Raw genomic sequence first — 25,053 nt, forward strand, 5'->3', positions numbered from 1 at the left:
TAAAATTGCTCTGTTTCATAATTATCCCTAAGTTAATAAACTATATTTTTAAACGGTCCGGTTTTTAGGGAAGATTACAATTTAGTAATAATGAATATTATATAGATGATAGTTGGTTAAAGTACTTTACAACAAAATACAAATTTGATAAATCAATTATTGACACTTTAATGAGCACAGCGATTAACCAAGAAGATTTTGCAGCAGTAAAGACACTTAGTAAAAATTATATTTTTTCCAAAAAACAAATTGAAGCCGCTCAATCAAAAAAGATATATAAAGATTCTTTACATGGAAAATTAGATATAGTAGAATATTATGACCCTTCATATTCTAAAATTGATGAAATATTATCTTTCATTAAAAATTCTTTCGTCAAAAACAATATCCAAGACCCAGATGGTTATACCAATCTTAGAAAAGAAAAAAACGTACAATCAGCAATCATTCAACAAATAAAATCTGGAGAACATATTGAGGTTCTTGATAATTCTAATGATTGGTTTTTAGTCCAAACTAAAGAAGGAAAAGAAGGTTATGTGCATAAAAGTAGGATAAAGAATAACTAACCTAATGAAGTCCCTCCTACTCACCATACTTATCATACTGTTTTCTTGTAGAGGAACTTCACAAGAAAGTAATTCTTTGGTAGAAAAAACAAACAATATGAATGTAGATAATGATTCTTTAGAAAAAGTCCTTAACAGACAGATTCAATCTGGTTATGCTATTGAAGAAGTTGGACTTGATATGATGAATAATTATAAATATAAAAGAGACGATTTTAATGCTATTAAAGAAGTATCAATAAATATTCTTAAAAATAGTGGTTATAAATTTTTAGATAATAAGGAATTTGAAAATAAATTAGATTCTATTTTTAGTTTTAATGATGAAAATAACGAAATTAATTTTCTGATTGAATACCCTTGTAAAAGTGAAAAAATAACTTATCAATTAGACGGAAATTATGTTATCAGTAATAATAATCCTTTATTTATTGATCCAAATAATAAACTAATCTTTGAATCTCTATTTATTCCTGAACTATTAGATTATAAAACAAAATATCCAATCATATATCAAAATGAAGAAAATATTTCAAAACAAAAAATTATAGAAGGAACAACATATGATATAATAAAGTGGAAAGATGTCAAAAATTTAAATGAAATACAATTTACAAATAGCCAAAAATTAATCCATAGAAACAAATACTTATTCAATGATGACAAAGCCAGTTTAACTTGGCTTAAATTCAATGATAAACTATTTTTAGAATCTTTAGTAAAAACATTTGGATATACAAAAGATAAAAGTCTAGTAATTCATGTTTTAAGAAAGGATTATAAAAATATTGATGAATTTGAAAAAATATTATGGAATAAAAAATGTGATGGAAAAATTGTATTTAATAAAGATGTTATGGATGTGATTACTGAATCTTCTTCTGAAGATCAAAAAAAATATTTATTAGCTATTTCAAATTATATAGTAAAAGAACAAAATAACAGAAATACGGAACTAAGTAAAAATCTAGCTAAAAAATCCGAAATATTAGGAAAATTGGCTTATTACGGGACTAAAATAGGAGAAAAACACAATATGTATTATGATTTTTTTAGCATTTTAGGTAGTGACGAAGGAGGTGAAAGATATGATAATGATTTTAAGAAAAATAATTACTATGGAATTTCTGATTTTAAAGAAATTTGGGAAGAAACAAAATATGGAGGCGTTTCATTACCTGGAATGGAGTAGATATAATAATTTTATAAAACCCCTCCTACTCATCATACCTATCCTATTGTTTTCTTTAAAATAATATCTTCTTATATAAAACAAAAAAACGACCTCATCATGAAGTCGTTTTTTGTTTATAATTGTTGAATCTTTTTAACTAAAAATATTCCATTTCAAACCAAGTTGGAATTTGAAATCTCGGTACGGAACATTTGGCGCTGCAAAATAATCGGGTTGTTTTGTAAACGACGCATTAATATGCTCTCCTCTAATGTAAAAACGCATATTACGAACCTTAAAATTAATAAACAAATCAATCAATGGATATCCGCCTATTTCTTGTGCTGTTGAAGGGTTTTGCAAAGCAAATTCATTCATAATCGGAATATAACGCATTCCATTGTATTTCGTGAAATAAGTTACATTAACACCAGCTTGTAATTGTGCATTTTTATTGAACAATTCCCCTTGCCAATACAACGTTTCTCTAATCATAAAATCTGGCAAAGGCATATACGCATCATTTTTAGTTACTTGCTGATATTGAGCAGTAGAAACCAAATTAATATGACCAAACTTTAGATGATTAACACCTTTTATTTTAAAATAATTGATATTATCTGTAAGTTGTTTATAAACCAAATCCTGATCTAAATAAACATGATTATCAATATTATAAAGCGCTCCTTCAAAAGTTGTATTCACCTTTTGCAAGTCTAACTTTGCATAAAGTTTCTGAATATTTTCTGTCTCAAATCGGTTTGCATAATTAAAATCTGCAAAAAAACTTTGATTATAAATTTGATTTAATGACGGAATCTTTGACTGTAACAATGCTCCGGCCGTCAATGTATAACCTTCCACAGGCGTAATATCCAAAATTGCATCTACATTATAAACGGTTTTATAATTATCGCTTTGTAAAAACTCTACATTACCATATAATTTCAACTTCTCATTCCAATCAAAATTTACTTTTCCAACCACTCCAAAAAGATTCTCTTTCATTTCTTTTGGATTATTAACTTCTTGTATTATTATGGCAGAAGAGTTTGGATGAAGAAATTTATGAGATAATGCTTGATCCGAGAATATGTTTAAACTCTGAAACTTCACTCCAGCTTCTATTTGTACACGATCTGTCCACTGAAAACCAGCCGTTGTAACATTAGAAAAGTCCGTTGCACTTTTACGATTATTATAACCAATTCCAGGAATAATTAACGTTGAATACAACTCTCCATTCGGAGAAGAATCTTCGTATCTGAATTTTTGCTTTTCGTAAGAGACTGTATTTTTTAAGATAATCGGATTATAATAAGTCGAATCTTTAACATTCAATCTTTTCAAAATTCCGTACGATGCGTTCGCTTCTATGCGACGAGCATCAAATTCGGATTTTGCCGTTTGAGAATTTACCGGAATATTTCGCACATTTGTCATTCTGCGTTCATCTTGCAAAATAAAATCGTTAATATCCCTTATTCCTCCGTTCTCATTATTCTTCAGATTCTGTGCCGAATAATGCCACCATAATTTGAAACGTTCAGATTTTGTTTTATAATTAGATGAAAAAACAAACGTGTTATTTTGCGCTTTTTCGTTTCGATAGCGTCCTTCCGAAATCAAACCGCGATAATGAAACGCATAATTAAATTGCTTGTTGATGTTATGCGTAAACGTTGAAGACAAAAAATTACCTTCCTTTACTCCATTCTCATAAATAAATTCTGTGTAAGGCGTTTTAACATCATAATACTTAATCTCCGAAGCTTGGTAATAATTGTAACGTTTCCCAGTAGGTAACATACTTGTAGCAAAAGGCAAATCTTGATACTCTAAATCTACCACTACTCCACCAACATTCGGGAAAAATAATTTTCCAAATGCATCTCGTCGAATAAAATTTTGATTATAATAATTTTTAATACTTAATGTTGTATCAATAACTTCTGGCTTTCTGCCATTTGTCCAAAATTTATAATCGTCAATCTTAGTTTTAAAATATGTAATCGAATCGTTTGCTGATGATCCTTTAAGTGGTTTCAAAATCTTTATAGAATCTTGCTCCTGCGCTTGTGCTACAACAGCTCCTAATAAAAATAAACCAATGATTGTTTTTTTCATCCTATTGAATAAATCCTTACAAAAGTAATCTAAAATTGAGAGATACAAAAAAACCCACTTATTTCTAAGTGGGTTAAATATTTTATAAACTTTTCTTAAAACGTAAACGTTGTTCCTTCAGCACCGTCTTTTAATTGAATTCCTAAAGCGCTTAATTGATCACGAATTTGATCAGATAAAGCCCAATTTTTATCCACACGTGCTTGATTACGCATTTCGATTAGCATTTTTACAACACCATCTAATTTGTCTGATCCTTCATTGATTTCTTCAGTATCCAAACCTAAAACATCATGAACAAAACCATTCATCATAGCTTTCAAACGTTCTAAATCTTCTGCTGTAATAGATTCTGAACCATCTTTGATAGAATTAATCATTTTTACTGCATCAAATAAATGTGCAATCAAAATTGGTGTATTGAAATCATCATCCATAGCCGCATACAGCTTCGCTTCTAACTCTTCTATATTAACAGAAGATGAATTTTTAGGAGCAATAACTTCTAACGTTTTCAATGCTTCTACCAAACGATTAAATCCTTTCTCAGAAGCTAACATTGCATCATTTGAAATATCTAAAACACTGCGATAATGCGCTTGTAAGAAACAAAAACGTACAACAGCAGGATGAAATGGTTTTTCGAAGAAATCATTTTCACCCGTTACTAATTGCATTGGCAAAATGTAATTTCCAGTCGATTTACTCATACGCTGACCATTCATCGTCAACATATTGGCATGCATCCAATATTTTACTGGTTCGTGACCGTTAGAACCTTTTGCTTGCGCAATTTCACATTCGTGGTGAGGGAATTTAAGATCCATTCCACCTCCGTGAATATCAAAATAATCACCAAGATATTTGGTACTCATCACCGTACATTCTAAGTGCCAACCTGGGAAACCATCTCCCCAAGGTGAAGCCCAACGCATAATATGAGCAGGCGAAGCATTTTTCCAAAGTGCAAAATCCACAGGATTTTTCTTCTCTCCTTGCCCGTCTAAATCTCTTGTATTATTGATTAATTCTTCAATGTTACGGTTACTCAATTCACCATAATCAAGTCCTTTTTTGTTGTAAGCTTCTACGTCAAAATAAACTGATCCGTTTACTTCATAAGCAAATCCTAAATCAATTAATTTTTCCGCTAAAGCAATTTGTTCTAAAATATGACCTGTCGCTGTAGGCTCGATTGTTGGAGGTAGTAAATTAAATTTTTCTAAAACTTTATGAAAATCAACCGTATATTTCTGTACGATTTCCATTGGTTCTAATTTCTCTAATTTAGATTGTTTTACAAAACGATCATTTTCTACATTTCCATCATCTGTCAAATGCCCAGCATCCGTAATATTACGAACGTAACGAACTTTGTAACCTAAAAACTTCAGGTAACGGTAAATCATATCAAAAGACATAAACGTACGCACATTACCAAGATGCACATTACTATAAACGGTAGGTCCACAAACATACATACCAACATTATCTTGATTAATTGGTTCGAACGTTTCTTTCAGTCCCGTTAAGGAATTATGTAATTTTAATTGATTTTCTTTTACCATTTTATAGGATTTATAATTTAAACATTGAAAGGAGTTTTCATTCCGATATACGCAATGAACTCTTTTCTTAATTGCTCACTTTCTTTAAAAGCTCCACCAAATTCAGCCGTTACCGTGCTAGATTCGATATCTTTGATTCCACGCGAATTCACACACAAATGTTTCGCATCAATAATACATGCTACATCGTCTGTACCTAACGCTTCTTGCATTGCTTTTACAATTTGCATTGTCAAACGCTCTTGTACTTGCGGACGTTTTGCATAATATTCTACAATACGATTCATTTTAGACAAACCGATTACTTTTCCTTTCGAGATGTAACCAACATGTGCACGTCCAACGATTGGTAAAAAGTGATGCTCGCAAGTCGAATAAACCACGATATCCTTTTCAACCAACATTTGATTGTAGTTATATTTATTTTCGAAAGTTGACATTCCAGGCTTACGCTCTGGCAATAAACCACCAAAAATCTCTTTTACGAACATTTTCGCAACACGTTTTGGCGTTCCTTTCAAACTATCATCTGTTAAATCTAAGCCTAAAGTTTCCATGATGTTACGGAAATCCGCTTCTATCTTTTCCACTTTTTCTTCAGCAGACAACTCAAATGCATCAGCTCTCAAAGGCGTTTCTAAGTTTGCTGACATATGGTCGTCCCCCATTTCGTCATGAAGATGTTTATCACACATTACATAAAAATTTTAGCAAATTTATAAAAGATAGTGTTATAAAACCTTATCAAATCTCAATTTATTACATCTGAAATGATTTCTATCTTTTATCAAATCAATGAAAAGATTATCTTTGAAGTATCACAAATTCGAAAAAATGATCAAGAAAACTTACGGTATCGATTTTCTTTCGTTCGAGGATTACAAAGGAATCAAAGAAGGAAACATCGAAATTGAACTTAATGAAGCGAGTAAACAACAAATCTTAAAATCGCAACAAAATGTTGCTAAAATAGTTGCTTCTGGACAAACAGTTTATGGAATTAACACTGGTTTTGGACCACTTTGCGACACTAAAATCTCTGAAGAAGAAACACGTCAACTTCAACACAATTTATTAATCAGTCACGCAGTTGGTGTTGGAAATCCAATTAAGAAAGAAATTTCTAAAACCATGTTAATTGCAAAAGCACATGCTTTATCAAAAGGATATTCAGGTGTGACTTTAGATGTTGTAGAACGAATTTTACTAATGGTCGAAAAAGATATTATTCCGGTCGTTCCTGAAAAAGGATCTGTTGGAGCATCTGGAGATTTAGCACCATTATCACATTTATTTTTACCATTAATTGGCGAAGGAAAAGTTTGGGATGGGGATGCTATTGTTTCGACAAAAGAAGCTTTAGCTAAACACAATTTACAACCTTTACATCTTTCTGCGAAAGAAGGTTTAGGATTAATTAATGGAACACAATTCATTTTATCTCACGCTTTAAATGGTTTAGAAAAATTCGAATATTTATTGAATTTAGCTGACGTTGCCGGTGCTTTATCATTAGAAGCATACGAAGGTTCTCCTCGTCCATTCGAAGAAGAATTGCACCAAGTTCGTCCATTCAAAGGAACTTTATTGGTTGCAGAACGTATGCGAAATTTATTGAAAGGTTCTGAAATTGCTTTCTCTCATGCAGAATGTGGTCGTGTACAAGATCCATATTCATTGCGTTGTATGCCTCAAGTTCATGGTGCATCACGAAATGCATTTTTCCATTTACAAGAATTAGCAGAAATCGAATTAAATTCTGTAACAGATAATCCAATCGTTGTCTCAGACGAAGAAGCTATTTCTGGTGGAAACTTCCACGGACAACCATTAGCAATGGTATTAGATTATGCAACAATTGCGGCTTCAGAATTAGGAAATATTTCGGATCGTCGTCAATACTTATTAATCGAAGGAAAATATGGTTTACCAAAATTGTTAACCGAAAGCTCTGGTTTAAATTCTGGTTTCATGATTCCTCAATATACCTCAGCCGCACTTTGCACAGAAAACAAAACCTTGTGTTTCCCTGCATCGGCAGATAGTATTCCGACTTCTTTGGGACAAGAAGATCACGTTTCGATGGGAAGTATTTCTGGACGAAAATTCAACCAAGTTTTAGACAATGTAGAACGTATTTTAGCAATTGAGTTAATGTACGCTTGTCAAGGTTTAGAATTTAGGAGACCTCGAAAAACAAGTGCTTTCTTAGAAGACGTTTTCGCAAAAGTTCGTTCAGTTTGTCCAAAATTAGAAGATGATCGTTTGATTGGAGATGATATCAATAATATTATCGATTTACTACAAACAGATGATTTCAAAAAATTAATTTTAAGTTTCTAATAATATGAAAAACAACCGCCTAATCCTACTTTTATTTTTATTAATATCAATTATTTCTCAAGCCCAAACCACAACTTTTGGAGATAGTAAACCAGAGGAATTTGAGTTTTTACCTTACGAAGGAAGCCGAATTATACAAGGTTTTCGTGTTGATATGGGAAATGAAAAATTTTGTATCGTTTACTCAAAACCCGCAAAAGGTATAACGCCAGACACCATTTTTATACAAGAATATAAAAAAGATGGCTTGGAATGGAAACAGAATTTGAAAGACAAAAGAAGTAGTAATAACACGATTTTTATCTGGGGAAAACGTGGAGGATTTTTTACAGATGATGCAAAAATTGGAATTGCATATACGGCTTTTAGCGAAGAAAATTTAAAGACTGAAGAACGTTTTATTGTCGGATATTTTATTCTATACAAGGATAATTTATTTACGATAGAAGAGAATAAAGATGGTAAAATAACGAAATCTTCTAACTATAACGAGCTTCCTGCAAAAGCGCAAGAACGTATAGAAGAAGCTTTTAGTAAACTTGATAAATGGAGTAAATAAGATGTTCAAATTCGATAAAAAATCATTCATCATTGCGATTATAATTTTCTTAGTGGAAGTTTTTATTGCACTTTTTATCAAAGACAAAATCATTCGCCCTTTTGTTGGCGATATTTTAGTCGTAATTTTTATTTACTATTTTATCAAAGCATTTATCAACACAAAAGCGATTAACATTGCCATTTTTACATTGATTTTTTCTTTTGTTGTAGAAATTTTACAATATTTCAATTTTGTAGAAATGATTGGTTTAGGACATAACAAAGCAGCTCGAATAATTATCGGAACATCTTTTTCGTGGATCGATTTACTATGTTATTTCGTCGGATTTGTTCTATTATTTTTTATTGATAAAGATTTGAAGAAAAATAAATTATAATCCTAGAGATTCTTCGACAATCTCAGAGTGACAACAAAAAACGTTCAACGTAAAACATAAAAACACCAAAAAATGACTTTTCAAGAACAAATAAAACAAGGTATTCCTTCTGTTTTACCTCAAAAAAAAGACAGAAATCCTAATGTAAGCCACGCACCAAAGCGTAAAGAAATATTATCGGAAGACGAAAAAAAGTTAGCACTTAAAAATGCGTTACGTTATTTCGAACCAAAAGATCATGCTGAACTAATTCCAGAATTTAAGCAAGAATTAGAAGATTTCGGAAGAATTTACATGTATCGTTTGATGCCTGATTACAAAATTTTTGCTCGTCCAATTACAGATTATCCAGGAGATTCAGAACAAGCAAAAGCAATTCAATTAATGATTCAAAATAATTTGGATCACGCAGTTGCACAACATCCAGAAGAATTAATCACCTATGGTGGAAATGGTGCCGTTTTCCAAAACTGGGCGCAATATCTATTAACGATGAAATATTTGTCTGAAATGACAGAAGAGCAAACCTTGGTGATGTATTCTGGGCATCCAATGGGTTTATTTCCTTCAAACAAAAATGCTCCGCGCGTTGTCGTTACGAATGGAATGGTGATTCCTAATTACTCGAAACCGGATGATTGGGAAAAGATGAATGCGTTAGGTGTTTCTCAATATGGGCAAATGACTGCAGGAAGTTATATGTACATTGGTCCGCAAGGAATTGTTCATGGAACAACGATTACCGTTTTGAATGGTTGTCGCAAAATTGACAATGAAGGAACTGCTGGTAAATTATTTGTTACGGCAGGACTTGGTGGAATGTCTGGTGCGCAACCGAAAGCGGGAAATATTGCAGGAGTTGTATCTGTTACTGCCGAAGTGAATCCTGCTGCGACATACAAACGTCACGAACAAGGTTGGGTGGACGAAGTGATTACTGATTTGGATGAATTGGTTGCTCGTGTTCGCGAAGCCAAAGAAAATAAAGAAGTTGTTTCGATTGCTTATGATGGAAATGTGGTGGATGTTTGGGAAAAATTTGACCAAGAAAATCTATACATCGACTTAGGTTCAGATCAAACCTCTTTGCATAATCCTTGGGCTGGTGGTTATTATCCTGTTGGATTATCATTTGACGAAGCCAATGAAATGATGGCAAATAATCCTGAATTATTCAAAGAAAAAGTACAAGAATCGCTGCGTCGTCATGCAGATTCTGTCAACAAACATACTGCAAAAGGAACGTATTTCTTCGATTATGGAAATGCCTTTTTGTTAGAAGCTTCTCGTGCTGGAGCAGATGTTATGGCTGAAAATAATATCGATTTTAAATACCCAAGTTATGTTCAAGACATTATGGGACCAATGTGTTTCGATTTTGGATTTGGACCTTTCCGTTGGGTTTGTACATCAGGAAATCCTAAAGATTTACAAAAAACGGATGAAATTGCTTGCCAAGTTTTAGAAGAAATCATGCAACATTCTCCGAAGGAAATTCAACAACAAATGCAAGATAATATCACATGGATAAAAGGTGCGCAAGAAAACAAATTGGTTGTCGGATCTCAAGCACGTATTCTATATGCAGATGCAGAAGGACGAATTAAAATTGCGAAAGCCTTTAACGATGCAATTTCAAAAGGTGAAATCGGAGCAGTTGTTTTAGGTCGTGATCATCATGATGTTTCTGGAACAGATTCTCCTTTCCGTGAAACGTCTAATATTTATGATGGTTCAAAATTCACAGCTGATATGGCAATTCACAATGTAATTGGCGATAGTTTCCGTGGTGCAACTTGGGTTTCTATTCACAACGGTGGTGGCGTTGGTTGGGGAGAAGTTATCAATGGTGGTTTCGGAATGTTGTTAGATGGATCTTCGGATGCTGAACAACGTTTAAAATCGATGTTGCATTGGGATGTAAACAATGGAATTGCTCGTCGTTCTTGGGCAAGAAATGAAGAAGCTATTTTTGCGATCAAACGCGCGATGGAAGAAGAACCTTTGTTGAAAGTGACATTACCAAATATGGTTGATGAAAAATTACTATAATGAATAGACTTATTTCTGCATTTAGTTTATTATTTATTATCTTTTCTTGTAATCAAAATTCAAATTGTGAAGCTTTTCTTAGAATAGATAAAAACGATGAATGTTTAATGATTGTAGAAAATAAAGATTGGGGAACAAGTGGGAATTTAGCAATGGATGGACGAAATCCATTTACCAATGAAAAATGTGATTGTAATGAACAAAATCGATGGTGGGCGAACTATAGAAAAGAAATAAATATTGGTGACACAATCATCAAAAGAAAAGGCGAATTAACATTTAACATTCACAAAAGAGATAGTATTATTTCTCATGAATGGGAATGTGATGGTAAAACTTATAATATTGATGGTTCCATAAAAAATATTGAACCTTAATCATAAAAGCATCTCAAATGAGATGCTTTTATAGTTTAATCACTTAATGCGCACCTAAAACGAGTTCAGGATGACTTTGTTTGTCGTTCAGAATGTAGTGTTATCTAAATGACGAATCACGAGAAAATTCTTCGACAAACTCAGAATGACAATTACTCATTATTCTTAAATCGCATTCATAATCAACCATAATTTACTTAAAATCGCTTCTTAACCTACATCAAGATAATCGATAATATGGCTTCGTAAATTTGTATAACAAAAGTAAAAACGTATAAAACATATCATTATGAATACAAAAAATATAGAAGCAGTTATCGCTCCAAGAGAACCACATTATGTAGGAGACGGATTTAGAGTTCACAATTTTATTCCAAGTGGTTATCATTTAGATATGAAAAGAATGGATCCATTTATTATGTTAGATTATAATTCGAAATTTCATTTTCCAGCAACAGACAAACCAAAAGGTGTTGGTGTGCATCCACATCGCGGTTTCGAAACGGTAACAATTGCTTATGAAGGAAGCGTTTCTCACCACGATAGTTCTGGTGGAGGAGGAACAATTCATCAAGGAGATGTACAATGGATGACTGCGGCTTCTGGTGTTTTGCACAAAGAATATCATGCAGAAGAATTTTATAAACAAGGAGGTATTTTCCAAATGGTTCAATTATGGGTAAACCTTCCTGCAAAAGATAAAATGAGTGCGCCTAAATATCAAGCGATTGAACACAAAAGCATTCCAACGGTAGAAGTTGAAAATGGTTTTGTAGAAGTTATTGCAGGTGAATACAACAAAACGAAAGGTGCTGCGTCTACATTTTCTCCTGTTAATATGTTGAATGCAAAATTGAATGAAGGAGGAAAAGCAAATTTCAGTTTTCCTGCAAATTACAATACCGTTTTATTAGTTATTGAAGGCGAAGTAAAAGTAAATAACCAAGAAGTTGTACCAACAGATCATTTATTATTATTTACAAATGAAGGCGAAGATTTCTCTATCGAAGCAACAGAAAATAGTGTGGTATTAATTTTGAGTGGAGAACCTTTGAATGAACCAATTGCTTCTTATGGTCCTTTTGTGATGAATACACAAGAGCAAATTCGCGAAGCATTTGACGATTTCAATAACGGAAAATTTGGTACTTTAGAGGATTAATAAACAACTTAAAAACATAAAACTGATGGAAATTAAACAAATTGACGACAAGAAAAATGGAGCTTTTTTCGTGTTAGATGGAGATAAAAAAGCTGGAGAAATGGCTTATGTTTGGGCTGGTGATGATAAGATCATTATCGATCATACAGAAGTTGACGAAGCCTATGGTGGACAAGGAGTTGGTAAAAAAGCTTTACTTGCTTTAGTAGATTGGGCAAGAAAAGAAAACATCAAAGTAATTCCTTTGTGTCCTTTTGCAAAAGCGCAGTTTGAAAAAAATCCAGAAATTAGAGATATCTTATCTTAAGAAATAATTACTATGAATTTCGATTATACAATAATAAATCGTAATCTTAAATATTAATTTGAAAATTTATTCTGCAAGATGGTTATTTTGTAGAATAAATTTCATTTTTAATAAAAAATCATTCAAAAAAAACTAATTATTTTTGCATAACTTTTTATAAGTCCATAATTTTAATAGACTTTATAAAAGCAAAAAAACACAACCTCTCTGCATTTATTTATAATAATTGAGAGGTTTTTTTATTAAGATTTTTAAAATGATTGAACTAAAAAACATATCCAAAACTTTCAGAACTTCTAAAAGAGAAATTCATGCTTTGCGCGATGTTTCTTTGCAGATTGAAGAAGGAAAAATTTTTGGAATCATTGGTAAATCTGGTGCCGGAAAAAGCACCTTGATTCGCTGTGTTAATTTATTAGAACGACCTGATACAGGAGAAGTTTTGATAAATGGAACAAATTTATTGAACTTAAGTAATTCAAAATTAACTTTAGAAAGAAGAAAAATCGGAATGATTTTTCAACATTTCAATTTACTTTCTTCGCGAACTGTAGAAGAAAATATTGCTTTTCCGATGGAATTGGAAGGTATCTCAAAAAGCCAAATAAGAACAAAGGTTGACGAACTTTTACACCTTGTTGGTATTCACGAAAAAGCAAAGGAATATCCTACAAATTTATCGGGCGGACAAAAACAACGTGTTGCAATAGCGCGTGCTTTGGCTAATAATCCAACTGTTTTGTTGTGTGACGAAGCAACAAGTGCGTTAGATCCTGCGACTACAAAATCTATTTTGAGATTGTTGAAAGAAATCAATCAACGACTTAATCTGACAATTTTATTGATTACTCATGAAATGGAAGTGATTAATTCTATTTGTGATGAAGTTGGAGTGATTGAAAATGGAAAATTGGTAGAACATGGTACAGTAGAAGAAATTTTTACTAATCCGAAAGAAAATATCACGCAAGAATTTATCAAAAATTCATTGGATATAGCTTTACCACTAAGTTTTCAGAAAAATTTGGTTGATACTTATTCAGAAAATGACTCAACAATTTATAAAATCAATTTCACGAATCAACCAAAATTCAATCAACTTATTGCAGAAATAAATTCGTTGTATAATATTGAAGCAGAAATCGTAAATTCAAGAATCGAATATGCTGGAGAAATCAATTACGGAACATTTTTCTTGAAAATTAATTCAAAAGAAAACTCAGCAATCGAAACATATTTACAGCAAAATAAATTTAATTTAGAAAAAATCGGTTATGTCAGAAGCAGTTATTAATCTATTACTTAAGGGAACTTGGGAAACAGTTTTGATGACATTTGTTTCCGGATTTTTTGGTTTTGTACTTGGTCTTCCAATCGGAATCTTCTTGTTTTTAACGAGAAAAGGACAATTATTAGAAAACAAATTGGTTAATCAAATTTTAGCCTTTTTTGTCAATATTTTCAGATCAATTCCATTCATTATTCTAATCGTTTGGATGATTCCTTTTACACGAAGTTTAGTTGGAACATCAATCGGCGTTTCTGCTGCCTTGGTACCTCTTAGTATTGGAGCCGCACCATTTATAGCGCGTTTAGTAGAAAATAGTTTATTAGAGATTCCTGAAGGTTTGATAGAAGCAGCACGTTCTATGGGTGCAAAACCTTCGCAAATCATTTTCAAAGTTTTGTTACCAGAAGCATTACCATCGTTAATAAATGCCGCAACAATTACGTTAATTACTTTAGTCGGCTATTCGGCAATGGGTGGCGCTGTAGGAGCTGGCGGATTAGGACAAATCGGATATCAATATGGTTATGTAGGATATGATACTTTTATTATGAATACCGTTTTAATTCTATTAATAATTATCGTTTTTATCATCCAATTTACTGGTGATTTCTTATCAAAAAAATTCAATCATAAATAATTTAAACAATGAAAAAGTTAATTAAAAATATACTTCTTACAACACTATCAGCACTTGCTTTAACATCATGTGGAGAATCTAAAACTGATGCAAATACAATACGTGTTGGTGTAATGACTGGACCTGAATTTGAAGTGGCTCAGGTTGCGAAACAAGTTGCAAAAGAAAAATACAATTTGGAAGTAGAATTGATCACTTTCAATGATTATATTATTCCGAATGAAGCGTTGAATCAAGGAGATTTAGATGTTAATGCTTACCAAACAGTTCCATTTTTAGAAGAACAAGAAAAACAACGTGGTTACAAATTAGAACCTATTGGAAATACATTTTTATACCCAATCGTTGGATATTCTAAAAAAATAAAATCTATAAATGAATTAAAAGAAGGTAATACAATTGCTATTCCGAATGATCCAGCTAATGGAGGTCGATCTTTATTGTTGTTACAAAAAATAGGTTTAATTAAATTGAAAGATGGTGTAGGGTTATTTCCTAAATTAACTGATATTGTTTCTAATCCTAAAAAATTAGAGATTTTAGAATTAGAAGCTCCTCAATTACCTCGTGTTTTAGATGATGAAAAAGTAGCGATTTCTGTTATTAATAATAATTTTGCAGGACAAGCTGGTTTAGATGCTAAAAAACAAGGAATTTTTACAGAGGATAAAGAATCTCCTTATGTCAATATCATTGTGAGTCGTGAAGACAACAAAAACGATGAAAAAGTGAAGAAATTTGTACAAGCATACCAATCTGAACAAGTTGCTAAAAAAGCAGACGAAGTATTCAAAGGTGGAGCTATAAAAGGTTGGTAAAATAATTATTTATAATATTAAAAAGGCTATTCAATTGAATAGCCTTTTTGTTTATCTAACTTTTTTAATACCCTACTGCCTTATCATCTCCTCGCGGATCTGCTCCAGCTTGATATGTTCCATCCTTGTTTACCAAAATTCCTTCTACACGTCCATAAGGTTTACGTTCTTTCAACTTATAACCTTTTTGTTTTAACGTTTCGCGAACATTTTCTGAAATCGCATTTGGTTCATAATCGATCTGGTCTGGCAACCATTGATGATGAAATCTTGGTGCTGCAACAGCTTCTTGCATTGTCATTCCAAAATCAACAACATTCAAAATTGCTTGAAAAACAGACGTAATAATTGTAGAACCACCCGGCGTTCCCACAACCATAAACAATTTACCATCTTTCTCTAAAATCGAAGGTGTCATCGAACTTAACATTCTTTTCGAAGGTTCAATCGCATTGGCTTTTCCTCCAACCAAACCATATAAATTAGGCGTTCCTGGTTTTACAGAAAAATCATCCATTTCATCATTCAACAAAAATCCAGCTCCTTCTACAACAACCAAAGATCCGTACGAATTATTCAACGTTGTGGTTACAGAAGCCGCATTTCCATCTTTATCAACAATTACATAATGTGTTGTTTCCATCGATTCTTTACCAATCATTTCTCCCGCTTTAATTGCTGAACTTGGTGTTGCTTTATCAAACGAAAAATCTTTCATTCGATTCACATTATAACTTTTATCCAATAATTGTTTTTGCGGAACTTTTATAAAATCTGGATCACCTAAATGCTCTGCGCGATCAGCATAAACGCGACGTTCTGCTTCTACCATCACTTGAATTGTAGAATCTGCCTGAAATCCCCATTTGTTGATTGGATAATCTTCAATTGATTGAAATAACGAAACCAAAGCAATTCCACCACTTGAAGGCGGCGGCATCGAAATCACTTTAAGACCTTTATAATTTCCAGAAACTGGCGTTCTCCAAACCGATTGATATTCTTTTAAATCTTCGTGTGAAATAATTCCGTTTCCACTTTTCATTTCTTTCACTATTAAATCAGCTGTTTTTCCTTCATAAAAACCAGCTCGACCTTTTTGCTGAATTAATTTTAACGTATTAGCTAAATCTTTCTGAATTAGTAAATCGCCTTCTTTCCAAGATGATTTAGAGGTTAAAGCATTTATTTTCTGATTATATTTTACAAAATCATTGTGTTTATTTGTCAATTCGCTCGCTTGCTGTTTTGTGATTTTAAATCCTTTTTGAGCTAAATTAATAGCTGGCTGAACTAATTCTTTCCAATTTAATTTACCATATTTTTCGTGCGCTTTTACCATTCCATCAACTGTTCCGGGAACACCTGCAGCAAATTGTCCATACAAACTAAGATCAGTAATTGCATTGCCGTTTTTGTCCCAATACATATCTTCACTCGCTTTTAAAGGTGCTTTTTCACGATAATCTAACGCATCGGTCTTTCCTTTTGCATCGCGATAAACCAAAAATCCACCGCCACCAATATTTCCTGCATTTGGGTAAACAACCGCCAACGCAAACTGAACTGCAATAGAAGCATCAATCGCATTTCCACCTTTTTTCAGAATTTCAACTCCAACTTTTGAAGCTTCTGGATGAGCTGTTACAACAACTCCATTTTTGTATGATTCTTGCGCATTCAACTGAATAATCGCCAAGAATGAAACTATAATAAATGATATTTTTTTCATAAAAATCGATTTAAACAAAAATACCAAACCTTCATCAATTAAGACAAAGATTTGGTAAAACATATAAACTATTTCAATTATAAATTCAATGATAAACGAGCGAAGGCAAAACGTCCTCCAGTTCCGAATTGTTGTCCAGTACGTGAATACACGAAATATCCTGCACCTCTATTTCCTCCAATTTTCGTTTCATCAGGATAGATATCAAACAAATTATTTGCACCGATCGTCAACGATATATTTTTATTAAAAGCATATCCAAAACTTAAATCCGTTACAACTTTTCCGCTAAATGTTTGTGATTCTTCTATAGTATTTGTCGCTGCATCAACTTCTCCGAAGTAAACATTTCGCAAATAAACATTCCATTTATCTAGAGAATAATTAAGTGATAAATTAACCTTTGTACGAGGAACAGCCGATTCTAAATAAATACGACTTGAACGATCAAAATAAGTAGATTCTTTTCCTTTCAATAAATCCGAAGCATGAACGTCGCCCACAACATTTGTTTTACTAAAAGTCGCCGATAAATCTCCACGTAATTTCCCAGCTCCCAAACGATCTTGATATGTTAAAACAACATCTACTCCTTTCGTTTCGGTATCAATTGCATTGGCGAAGAAACGTGCAGAAGTTGCATTAGCTTGTTGCAATAATTCATAAATCTCTTTGTCTTGAGCTGAAGCATTTGCAGCATTACTTCCTTTAAATGACCCTGTATAAATAATACGATCATCTATACGAATGAAATATCCATCAACACTCAACTTGAATTTTCCCCAATTTGCTGTTATACCAGCAGAAACTGATTTCGATTTTTCTTCGTTCAATTGTGGGATTCCTAATAATTTTGCGGCGCGACTATCATTTGTAAAAGTTCCTGAATTAGAAATTGCTCCGTCTAAGAATAAACTTGATGTTGCACTAAAATATAATTGATGCAAAGATGGTGCTCTAAATCCTGTACTTGCAGCGGCTCTCAATACATAGTTTCCTAATTTGTATCGTGTCGAAATTTTTCCATTTAACGTTGATCCAAAATCTGAATAATCTTCGTAACGTAAGGCTGTAGCAACTAAGAAATCTTTTGAAAAATTAAATTCCGTATCCAAATATGCCGCTACAGAATGACGATTTGCGTTGACTTCGTTCGCTGGTAAAAATCCAGGAAAAGCTTGCGCTCCACCCGCTAAAGCAGTTCCATTTGCAGCGAATAATGTATTGATATTTCCGTTAAAATCTTGTACATAAATTGGCTTTCCATTTCCGTCTACACCAATTTGGCGAACTTTACCATAATTTGCATAAGATGATTCTTCACCTCCTACAATTTGATAATTTTCGTAACGAAATTCTGCACCAAAAGCCACATTAATTCCAGCTAAGGCATCATCAAAAAATCGTGTAAAATCTAGGTTAGTCGTATTTTGAGTAAAACGATATCCACCAGCTTCAAAAGATGTTGGCGAAGATTCTTTCATCGATGCGTTAACTGTATTTTTGACTCCAAAATCGATGGTATTATTTCCGTATGTGTTCGAAAAATCAACTTTCCAACCGTTAATTTCACTACGAATCCCGGCTGATAATGAACGGTCATAGTTATTTGTTTCAATTAAAGGCAGATATCCATTTGGAAAAATTGAAGCAACTGTTTGGTGTAATTGAGCAGGTTGACGACGAAAAGCTGTCGATTCACCCAAACGATAATTTAAACCTCCAAACGTATAAATTTCAGTTTTATCTGAAACTGGAAAAAGTGAATTAAGAAAGATTGCTCCTCCTTCATTTTTTGATTGTCCGATTCGAGAAACATAATCTGCACGTGTTTCTCCACGGCGTGCTAATTCTTCGTTTGTAATATCTTTTCCTGTTGGATTTGGGTATAAATCTGGTCGATTATAATCAGAAAAAATTGTTCCTGTAAACTCTTTTTGACGATTAAATGGTTGACGTTTGTCGTAAGAACCTGCAAGATTTACAAATCCTCCTTTTTCACCCACTTTTACACCATAATTTACATTCGCTTGAAAAGTTTCACCATCAAAATTATCTTCTGCATTTTTCGATAGATTTCCTCCATAGGAAATTGATGCACGCAATTTATCTGTCGAATCTTCCAAGACAATATTGATCACACCTGCAATCGCATCAGAACCATATTGAGCAGCGGCTCCATCTCGAAGAATTTCAATTCTTTTAATCGCAGAAGTTGGAATCGCATTCAAATCTGTACCGACAGAACCTTTACCAAATGAACCATTAATATTAACCAATGATGTTGTATGACGACGTTTTCCGTTAATCAAAACCAATACTTGATCTGGTCCTAAACCTCGCAAAGAAGCAGGATCAATATGATCTGTTCCATCAGAAATAACTTGCGTATTCGAGCTAAAAGATGGCGCAACATAATTTAAGATTTGATTCAACGAAACTTGTCCCACATCTTTTGTTACTTCTTTGATGTCAATTACATCAACTGGTGTTGAAGAGTCTAACTGTGTACGACCTACTGCACGAGAACCAATCAAAACAACTTCGTTAAGATTCGTTTGTTCTTCTGTTTGCTCTAAAAAAAAATCTAAAGCTACTTCAGCATCTTCGCTTACATTAATTGTTTGCGTTGTTGTTGGCTCACCTATTTTCGAAACAGTAATCTCGTATTTACCAGGCTCTAATGTTAATTGATACAAACCACTTACATCAGTAATTGTTGTAATATTGGTTCCTTTTACATTAATGGTTGCTTGATCGATTGGTCCATTTAAATCTTCAACCGTACCTGTTACTTTCGTTTGGGCAAATAAAAGTGTTCCGCCGAAAAGAGCGGTGATAAAAAATATTTTTTTGAGTGAGTATAATTTCTTGTTCATATCTATAATTTTAAAGTCTAGCAAAGTTATAGACTTTATAGAATACAAAACAAGTCCTGATTAGATAAAATAAAAGAAAACAATAAAATTTAGATAATTTAAAAACATATTCTAAATATTTTACTATTTTTAGAATTAAATTCTAAATAAGTGGCAGTTAACAAAACATTTTGAAACAAAAAAGGGAACTCGTAATGAGTTCCCTTTTTATATATTGAGAGAAATTAATCTTATTTCAATTTCTTTTTAACCTCTACAGTTTCATAAGCTTCAATAATATCATTTACTTGAATATCATTAAAGTTTTTGATGTTAAGACCACATTCGTAACCTTTACTAACCTCTTTCACGTCATCTTTGAAACGTTTCAATGAAGCTAATTCACCATCGTGAATTACTACACCATCACGAATGATACGAATTTTAGAGTTTCTGTAAACTTTACCATCTAATACCATACATCCTGCAATAGTACCAACTTTAGTAACTTTGAAAGTCTCACGAACTTCAATATTACCAGTTACTTGCTCTTTCAATTCTGGAGATAACATACCTTCCATCGCTTCTTTGATCTCTTCAATCGCAGCATAGATGATAGAATAAGTTCTGATTTCTACTTCTTCTTTATCTGCAATTTCGCGAGCTGATCCACCTGGACGAACGTTAAATCCGATAATAATCGCATCTGAAGCAGAAGCTAATAATACGTCAGATTCTGTAATTTGTCCAACACCTTTATGTAAGATGTTAACGATAATCTCTTCAGTAGAAAGTTTTTGTAATGAATCTGTTAATGCTTCAACAGAACCATCCACGTCACCTTTCAAGATAATATTTAACTCTTTGAAATCTCCTAAAGCAATACGACGACCAATCTCATCAAGCGTAATGTGTTTTTGTGTACGAATAGTTTGCTCACGTTGTAATTGATCTCTACGAGATGCAATTTGTTTCGCTTCACGCTCGTCTTCGTAAACTTTAAACTTATCACCTGCAGTTGGCGCTCCGTCTAAACCTAAAATTGTAACTGGTGTAGATGGCCCAGCAACTTTTACGTTGTTACCGCGCTCATCTAACAATGCACGAACTTTACCGTGGTGAGACCCTGCTAATACATAATCTCCGATGTGTAAAGTACCTGTTTGTACAATAATAGTAGATACATATCCACGTCCTTTATCTAAAGCAGCTTCTACAACTGTACCTGATGCTTTACGTTTTGGATTAGCTTTAAGATCTAATACTTCAGCTTCTAATAATACTTTTTCTAATAAATCATCAACACCTAAACCAGATTTAGCAGAGATTTCTTGAGACTGGTAAGTACCACCCCAATCTTCAACTAATAAGTTCATTTGAGCTAATTGCTCTTTTACTTTTTCTGGATTAGCAGCTGGTTTATCAATTTTGTTGATTGCAAAAATCATTGGTACACCTGCAGCTTGTGCGTGAGAAATTGCCTCACGTGTTTGTGGCATGATTTGATCATCCGCCGCAATCACAATAATTGCAATATCTGTTACTTGAGCTCCACGAGCACGCATCGCTGTAAAAGCTTCGTGACCAGGAGTATCTAAGAACGCTACACGTTTTCCACTTGATAAAGTTACATTATATGCACCGATATGTTGTGTAATACCTCCAGACTCACCTGCAATTACATTTGCTTTACGAACGTAATCTAATAACGATGTTTTACCGTGGTCAACGTGTCCCATTACAGTTACGATTGGCGCACGTGTTACTAAATCTTCTTCGTTATCGATTTCTTCTTCTTCTGTTGAGATTTCCTCTTCAGCATTTGCAAATACAGCTTCGAATCCGAAATCATCTGCAACTAACTGAATTGTATCAGCTTCTAAACGTTGGTTCATTGTTACCATGATACCTAAAGACATACATGCAGAAATAACTTCTGTTACAGATACATCCATTAAAGATGCTAATTCATTAACAGTAACAAATTCTGTTACATGTAATGTTTTGTCCATATCCATCGCTTCTTGCTCCATTTCGGCAAATTCACGACGTTGGTTACGTTTATCTCTTCTGTGTTTTGCACCTTTTGCTCCCTTACCTTTATTCGTAAGTTTATCTAAAGTGTCTTTAATTTGTTTTTTAACATCTTCATCAGAAAGTTCTACTTGCGGTGCACGTTGTCCACCTCTAAAGTTATTATTTCCTGGACGATTGTTTCCTCCTTGGCGATTTCCACCACCTTGTCCGCCTGGACGGTTATTTCCACCTGGACGATTTCCTCCTTGGTGGTTGTTATTACCTCCTTGACGGTTATTGTTTCCACCTTGGTGGTTGTTATTACCTCCTTGACGGTTGTTATTATTGTTTCCTCCGTTTTCACCAGCTTTTGCTACATCTTCTGGCTTAACATTTTTCTGGATACGTTTACGCTTCTTCTTGTCAGCAGCATTGTTGTTACCACCTTTTTGATTTCCTTGTTTTGGATCAGGTTTTTTCTTATCAAATTTAGATAAGTCAATTTTAGCTCCAGTAAAATTAGGTCCATCTAATTTGGTATAAACTGTCTCAATTTTTTGAGATTCAGCTGCTACTTCTTCTGTTTCTTCTTTCTTCACTTCAGGCTTCGCTTCCGATTTTATTTCAGGCTTTTTAACCTCTTCAACCTTTTTAGGTTCTTCTTTCTTCACCTCTTTTTTAACTTCCGCCTTCGGTGCTTCCGCCTTTTTAGGTTCTGCTTGCTCTTTTTTAGGAGCTGGAGAATCTTGTTTTTTAGGTTTACCCGTATTATTTATTTTATCAAGATCGATTACTTTGATCACTTTCGGACCTTTTACTTCTTCTTTTGATTCAGTTTTTTCTTCAACTTTAGGAGCTGGAGTTTCTTCTTTCTTGATTTCTTGTTTTACTTCTTCCTTAGCTGGCGTTTTTTCCACCTTTGCTTTCGGTTTCAAAGCATCTAAGTCTATTTTACCAACAGTCTTAGGACCTTCTAACTCTACCTTAGTCGTTTGCACTACTTCTGGTTTTTCTACCACAACAGGTTTTTCAGCAGCTACTTTAGCATCTGCTTCTTTTTTCTCTGCTGCTTTGATATCAGAAATTTTGTTAATGACTACTTCACCAGAAGCTTGCTTTTGTTTAGCATCTGACCGGAACTCATTAACTAAAATATCGTAAGTCGGCACATCGATTTTAGAGTTTGGGTTTTTTTCTACTGTTTTACCTTTGGCTTCTAAAAAATCAACAGCTCTATCTATTGATATATTTAATTCTTTTAATACTTTACTTAATCTTATTTCCGGCATATGAAACTAATCTCTTATTTTATAATGTTTGCAAATTTACAAATTGTTTATGAATTGAGTGTGAATTAATCTTCAAACTCTTCTTTTAAGACACGGATAACCTCTAAAATTGTTTCCTCTTCTAGGTCAGTACGCTTAATTAAGTCATCAACATCTTGTTCTAAAATACTTTTTGCAGTATCTAATCCGATTGCACTAAATGCATCGATTACCCACGCATCAATTTCGTCTGAGAATTCTGATAATTCTACATCCTCGTCTTGCGCACCTTCTCTGAAAATATCAATTTCCATTCCAACTAATTTAGATGCTAAACGTACGTTATAACCTCCTTTACCAATTGCTTTAGAAACTTCTTCTGGACTTACATGTACTAATGCTTTATTCTCTTCCTCGTTAATTTCGATATTCGCAATTTTCGCAGGACTTAAAGCGCGTTGTATGTACAAACTTTGGTTGTTAGTATAGTTAATTACGTCGATGTTTTCGTTACGTAATTCGCGTACGATCGAGTGGATACGAGATCCTTTCATACCAACACAAGCTCCAACAGGATCGATACGATCATCGTAAGATTCTACTGCAACTTTTGCTTTATCTCCAGGGATACGAACTACATTTTTGATTGTAATTAATCCATCTAAAATTTCTGGAATTTCTTGTTCAAATAATTTCTCTAAGAATTTTGGTGATGTTCTTGATAAAATAATTTGAGGTTTTGCTCCTCTTAATTTTACGTCATCTACAACAGCACGTAATGTATCTCCTTTTCTGAAAAAATCTGATGGAATTTGATTTTCTTTTGGTAAAATCATTTCGTTTTGTTCGTCATCCATAATAATCACTTGTTTGTGACGTACATAGTGGATTTCTCCTGAAACTACTTCTCCTATTAAACCTTTAAATTTCTCGTATAAATTAGAGTTATCATGCTCCATTACTTTAGAAACCAATGTTTGACGTAATGTTAAAATAGCACGACGACCTAATGCTTCGATCGGAATTTTTTCCGATACTTCTTCACCTACTTCAAAATCTGGCTCAATTTTACGTGCTTCAGATAATTCAATATCTGTTGCATCATCTTCTGAGAAACCGTCTTCTACAACGATACGGTTGTGCCAAATCTCTAAGTCTCCTTTATCAGGATTTACAATAATATCAAAGTTATCATCTGTACCATATTTCTTTTTCAAAACACTTTTCAGGGTTTCTTCTAAGATTGCCATCAGCGTAATACGGTCGATGTTCTTATCGTCTTTAAAATCTCCAAAAGATTCAATTAATGCAAGATTGTCCATTAAACTTTAATTTTTTTAAAAGGTGACTTTTATAATCGCTTTCTTGATGTCAGCGTAATTTATTTTTTCTTCGTATTCTACTGTAATTTTACCTTTTCCTACTGCCTTTTGTTCGCGTGCTTCCCAAAAAATTGTAACACCTTCTTCATCGGCTTCTACAATTTCGCCTTCCATCACTTTGTCATTTAATGTAGCTTCTAAAGTTCTACCTATATTTTTGACAAATTGACGAGGCATTGTTAAGTTACTTCCTACACCAGGAGAGGAAACTTCTAATGCAAAATCACATTCTTCTCTATCAAGATTGTGTTCTACATGTCGGCTTATTCTTACAATTTCTTCGACTGAAAGACCTTCGTCTCCATCTGCTAAAATGACAATTTTATCATCTGGAGTGATTTTCCAATCGATTAGAAACAATGACGGATTCTCCGCAATTGCTTCTTCTATCAGTTGTTTTACTTTGTTAGAATCCATATACAACGAAAAAGAGA

At 33.1% G+C, this 25,053-nt stretch carries 20 protein-coding genes; 12 read left to right on the forward strand and 8 right to left on the reverse strand.

Features of this window, described 5'->3' with window-relative positions; genetic code table 11:
- The first annotated feature begins 170 nt into the window (after positions 1-170).
- Positions 171-569 carry an SH3 domain-containing protein gene (locus QHG34_RS10255; protein WP_282630092.1) on the forward strand — a complete coding sequence of 133 codons (399 nt, stop codon included), beginning with the start codon at positions 171-173 and terminating at the stop codon, positions 567-569.
- Between the two features lie 97 nt (positions 570-666).
- On the forward strand, positions 667-1,761 hold the full coding sequence (locus QHG34_RS10260; RefSeq protein WP_282630093.1) for a hypothetical protein: 1,095 nt from the start codon (positions 667-669) through the stop codon (positions 1,759-1,761).
- Positions 1,762-1,896: 135 nt separating this feature from the next.
- Here the strand turns inward: QHG34_RS10260 and QHG34_RS10265 are convergent, their stop codons facing one another.
- The 3 genes from QHG34_RS10265 to folE all read right to left on the reverse strand — a co-directional run bounded on the left by QHG34_RS10265 (position 1,897) and on the right by folE (position 6,133).
- Positions 1,897-3,870 carry a putative porin gene (locus tag QHG34_RS10265; protein WP_282630094.1) on the reverse strand — a complete coding sequence of 658 codons (1,974 nt, stop codon included), beginning with the start codon at positions 3,868-3,870 and terminating at the stop codon, positions 1,897-1,899.
- 95 nt (positions 3,871-3,965) lie between these two features.
- Positions 3,966-5,438: a cysteine--tRNA ligase gene (cysS, locus tag QHG34_RS10270; RefSeq protein ID WP_282630096.1), complete on the reverse strand. Its 1,473-nt coding sequence runs from the start codon at positions 5,436-5,438 to the stop codon at positions 3,966-3,968.
- 17 nt (positions 5,439-5,455) lie between these two features.
- The gene (gene folE / locus QHG34_RS10275; RefSeq protein ID WP_282630097.1) at positions 5,456-6,133 is read right to left on the reverse strand and encodes a GTP cyclohydrolase I FolE; all 678 of its coding nucleotides are present in this window, start codon (positions 6,131-6,133) and stop codon (positions 5,456-5,458) included.
- Positions 6,134-6,233: 100 nt separating this feature from the next.
- Between folE and hutH the strand changes: the two genes are divergently transcribed.
- The 10 genes from hutH to metQ all read left to right on the forward strand — a co-directional run bounded on the left by hutH (position 6,234) and on the right by metQ (position 15,363).
- The gene (gene hutH, locus QHG34_RS10280) at positions 6,234-7,781 is read left to right on the forward strand and encodes a histidine ammonia-lyase (RefSeq protein ID WP_407080910.1); all 1,548 of its coding nucleotides are present in this window, start codon (positions 6,234-6,236) and stop codon (positions 7,779-7,781) included.
- Between the two features lie 4 nt (positions 7,782-7,785).
- Positions 7,786-8,340, forward strand: coding sequence for a hypothetical protein (locus tag QHG34_RS10285; RefSeq protein ID WP_282630098.1), 555 nt, complete (start codon positions 7,786-7,788; stop codon positions 8,338-8,340).
- 1 nt (position 8,341) lies between these two features.
- Positions 8,342-8,719: a ribosomal maturation YjgA family protein gene (locus tag QHG34_RS10290; RefSeq protein ID WP_282630100.1), complete on the forward strand. Its 378-nt coding sequence runs from the start codon at positions 8,342-8,344 to the stop codon at positions 8,717-8,719.
- A 72-nt stretch (positions 8,720-8,791) separates the two neighbouring features.
- Positions 8,792-10,771, forward strand: a complete 1,980-nt coding sequence (locus QHG34_RS10295; protein ID WP_282630101.1) for a urocanate hydratase — start codon at positions 8,792-8,794, stop codon at positions 10,769-10,771.
- Complete coding sequence (locus tag QHG34_RS10300) at positions 10,771-11,148, forward strand: hypothetical protein (protein WP_282630102.1); 378 nt, start codon at positions 10,771-10,773, stop codon at positions 11,146-11,148. The genes QHG34_RS10295 and QHG34_RS10300 overlap by 1 nt, the downstream gene beginning before the upstream one ends.
- Before the next feature lie 289 nt (positions 11,149-11,437).
- Positions 11,438-12,310 (forward strand): pirin family protein, encoded by an 873-nt coding sequence (locus QHG34_RS10305; RefSeq protein ID WP_282630104.1) that lies wholly within the window; start codon positions 11,438-11,440, stop codon positions 12,308-12,310.
- Between the two features lie 25 nt (positions 12,311-12,335).
- The gene (locus QHG34_RS10310; RefSeq protein ID WP_282630105.1) at positions 12,336-12,617 is read left to right on the forward strand and encodes a GNAT family N-acetyltransferase; all 282 of its coding nucleotides are present in this window, start codon (positions 12,336-12,338) and stop codon (positions 12,615-12,617) included.
- A gap of 256 nt (positions 12,618-12,873) precedes the next feature.
- Positions 12,874-13,911: a methionine ABC transporter ATP-binding protein gene (locus QHG34_RS10315; protein ID WP_282630106.1), complete on the forward strand. Its 1,038-nt coding sequence runs from the start codon at positions 12,874-12,876 to the stop codon at positions 13,909-13,911.
- The gene (gene metI / locus QHG34_RS10320) at positions 13,892-14,545 is read left to right on the forward strand and encodes a methionine ABC transporter permease MetI (protein ID WP_280037273.1); all 654 of its coding nucleotides are present in this window, start codon (positions 13,892-13,894) and stop codon (positions 14,543-14,545) included. The genes QHG34_RS10315 and metI overlap by 20 nt, the downstream gene beginning before the upstream one ends.
- Positions 14,546-14,553: 8 nt before the next feature.
- A complete protein-coding gene (gene metQ, locus QHG34_RS10325; RefSeq protein ID WP_282630107.1) occupies positions 14,554-15,363 on the forward strand; it encodes a methionine ABC transporter substrate-binding lipoprotein MetQ in 810 nt (269 codons plus the stop codon).
- Between the two features lie 64 nt (positions 15,364-15,427).
- Here the strand turns inward: metQ and ggt are convergent, their stop codons facing one another.
- The 5 genes from ggt to rimP form a co-directional block, all read right to left on the reverse strand.
- Entirely contained in the window at positions 15,428-17,095 is a 1,668-nt protein-coding gene (ggt, locus tag QHG34_RS10330; RefSeq protein WP_282630108.1) for a gamma-glutamyltransferase, read from the reverse strand.
- A 77-nt stretch (positions 17,096-17,172) separates the two neighbouring features.
- Positions 17,173-19,974, reverse strand: a complete 2,802-nt coding sequence (locus tag QHG34_RS10335) for a TonB-dependent receptor (RefSeq protein ID WP_282630109.1) — start codon at positions 19,972-19,974, stop codon at positions 17,173-17,175.
- Between the two features lie 230 nt (positions 19,975-20,204).
- Entirely contained in the window at positions 20,205-23,258 is a 3,054-nt protein-coding gene (gene infB, locus QHG34_RS10340) for a translation initiation factor IF-2 (protein ID WP_282630110.1), read from the reverse strand.
- 65 nt (positions 23,259-23,323) lie between these two features.
- Entirely contained in the window at positions 23,324-24,559 is a 1,236-nt protein-coding gene (gene nusA, locus QHG34_RS10345; RefSeq protein ID WP_282630111.1) for a transcription termination factor NusA, read from the reverse strand.
- Positions 24,560-24,574: 15 nt separating this feature from the next.
- Complete coding sequence (gene rimP, locus QHG34_RS10350) at positions 24,575-25,036, reverse strand: ribosome assembly cofactor RimP (protein WP_282630112.1); 462 nt, start codon at positions 25,034-25,036, stop codon at positions 24,575-24,577.
- Positions 25,037-25,053 lie beyond the last annotated feature (17 nt).

It is taken from the genome of Empedobacter sedimenti, assembly GCF_030005555.1.
Classification (GTDB): Bacteria; Bacteroidota; Bacteroidia; order Flavobacteriales; family Weeksellaceae; genus Empedobacter; species Empedobacter sedimenti.

Bases quoted from the DNA above. Each gene is read 5' to 3' on its own strand.
- QHG34_RS10255 (WP_282630092.1), top strand. From the start codon at position 171: ATGAGCACAGCGATTAACCAAGAAGATTTTGCAGCAGTAAAGACACTT.
- QHG34_RS10260 (WP_282630093.1), top strand. From the start codon at position 667: ATGAATGTAGATAATGATTCTTTAGAAAAAGTCCTTAACAGACAGATT.
- QHG34_RS10265 (WP_282630094.1), bottom strand. From the start codon at position 3,870: ATGAAAAAAACAATCATTGGTTTATTTTTATTAGGAGCTGTTGTAGCA.
- cysS (WP_282630096.1), bottom strand. From the start codon at position 5,438: ATGGTAAAAGAAAATCAATTAAAATTACATAATTCCTTAACGGGACTG.
- folE (WP_282630097.1), bottom strand. From the start codon at position 6,133: ATGTGTGATAAACATCTTCATGACGAAATGGGGGACGACCATATGTCA.
- hutH (WP_407080910.1), top strand. From the start codon at position 6,234: ATGAAAAGATTATCTTTGAAGTATCACAAATTCGAAAAAATGATCAAG.
- QHG34_RS10285 (WP_282630098.1), top strand. From the start codon at position 7,786: ATGAAAAACAACCGCCTAATCCTACTTTTATTTTTATTAATATCAATT.
- QHG34_RS10290 (WP_282630100.1), top strand. From the start codon at position 8,342: ATGTTCAAATTCGATAAAAAATCATTCATCATTGCGATTATAATTTTC.
- QHG34_RS10295 (WP_282630101.1), top strand. From the start codon at position 8,792: ATGACTTTTCAAGAACAAATAAAACAAGGTATTCCTTCTGTTTTACCT.
- QHG34_RS10300 (WP_282630102.1), top strand. From the start codon at position 10,771: ATGAATAGACTTATTTCTGCATTTAGTTTATTATTTATTATCTTTTCT.
- QHG34_RS10305 (WP_282630104.1), top strand. From the start codon at position 11,438: ATGAATACAAAAAATATAGAAGCAGTTATCGCTCCAAGAGAACCACAT.
- QHG34_RS10310 (WP_282630105.1), top strand. From the start codon at position 12,336: ATGGAAATTAAACAAATTGACGACAAGAAAAATGGAGCTTTTTTCGTG.
- QHG34_RS10315 (WP_282630106.1), top strand. From the start codon at position 12,874: ATGATTGAACTAAAAAACATATCCAAAACTTTCAGAACTTCTAAAAGA.
- metI (WP_280037273.1), top strand. From the start codon at position 13,892: ATGTCAGAAGCAGTTATTAATCTATTACTTAAGGGAACTTGGGAAACA.
- metQ (WP_282630107.1), top strand. From the start codon at position 14,554: ATGAAAAAGTTAATTAAAAATATACTTCTTACAACACTATCAGCACTT.
- ggt (WP_282630108.1), bottom strand. From the start codon at position 17,095: ATGAAAAAAATATCATTTATTATAGTTTCATTCTTGGCGATTATTCAG.
- QHG34_RS10335 (WP_282630109.1), bottom strand. From the start codon at position 19,974: ATGAACAAGAAATTATACTCACTCAAAAAAATATTTTTTATCACCGCT.
- infB (WP_282630110.1), bottom strand. From the start codon at position 23,258: ATGCCGGAAATAAGATTAAGTAAAGTATTAAAAGAATTAAATATATCA.
- nusA (WP_282630111.1), bottom strand. From the start codon at position 24,559: ATGGACAATCTTGCATTAATTGAATCTTTTGGAGATTTTAAAGACGAT.
- rimP (WP_282630112.1), bottom strand. From the start codon at position 25,036: ATGGATTCTAACAAAGTAAAACAACTGATAGAAGAAGCAATTGCGGAG.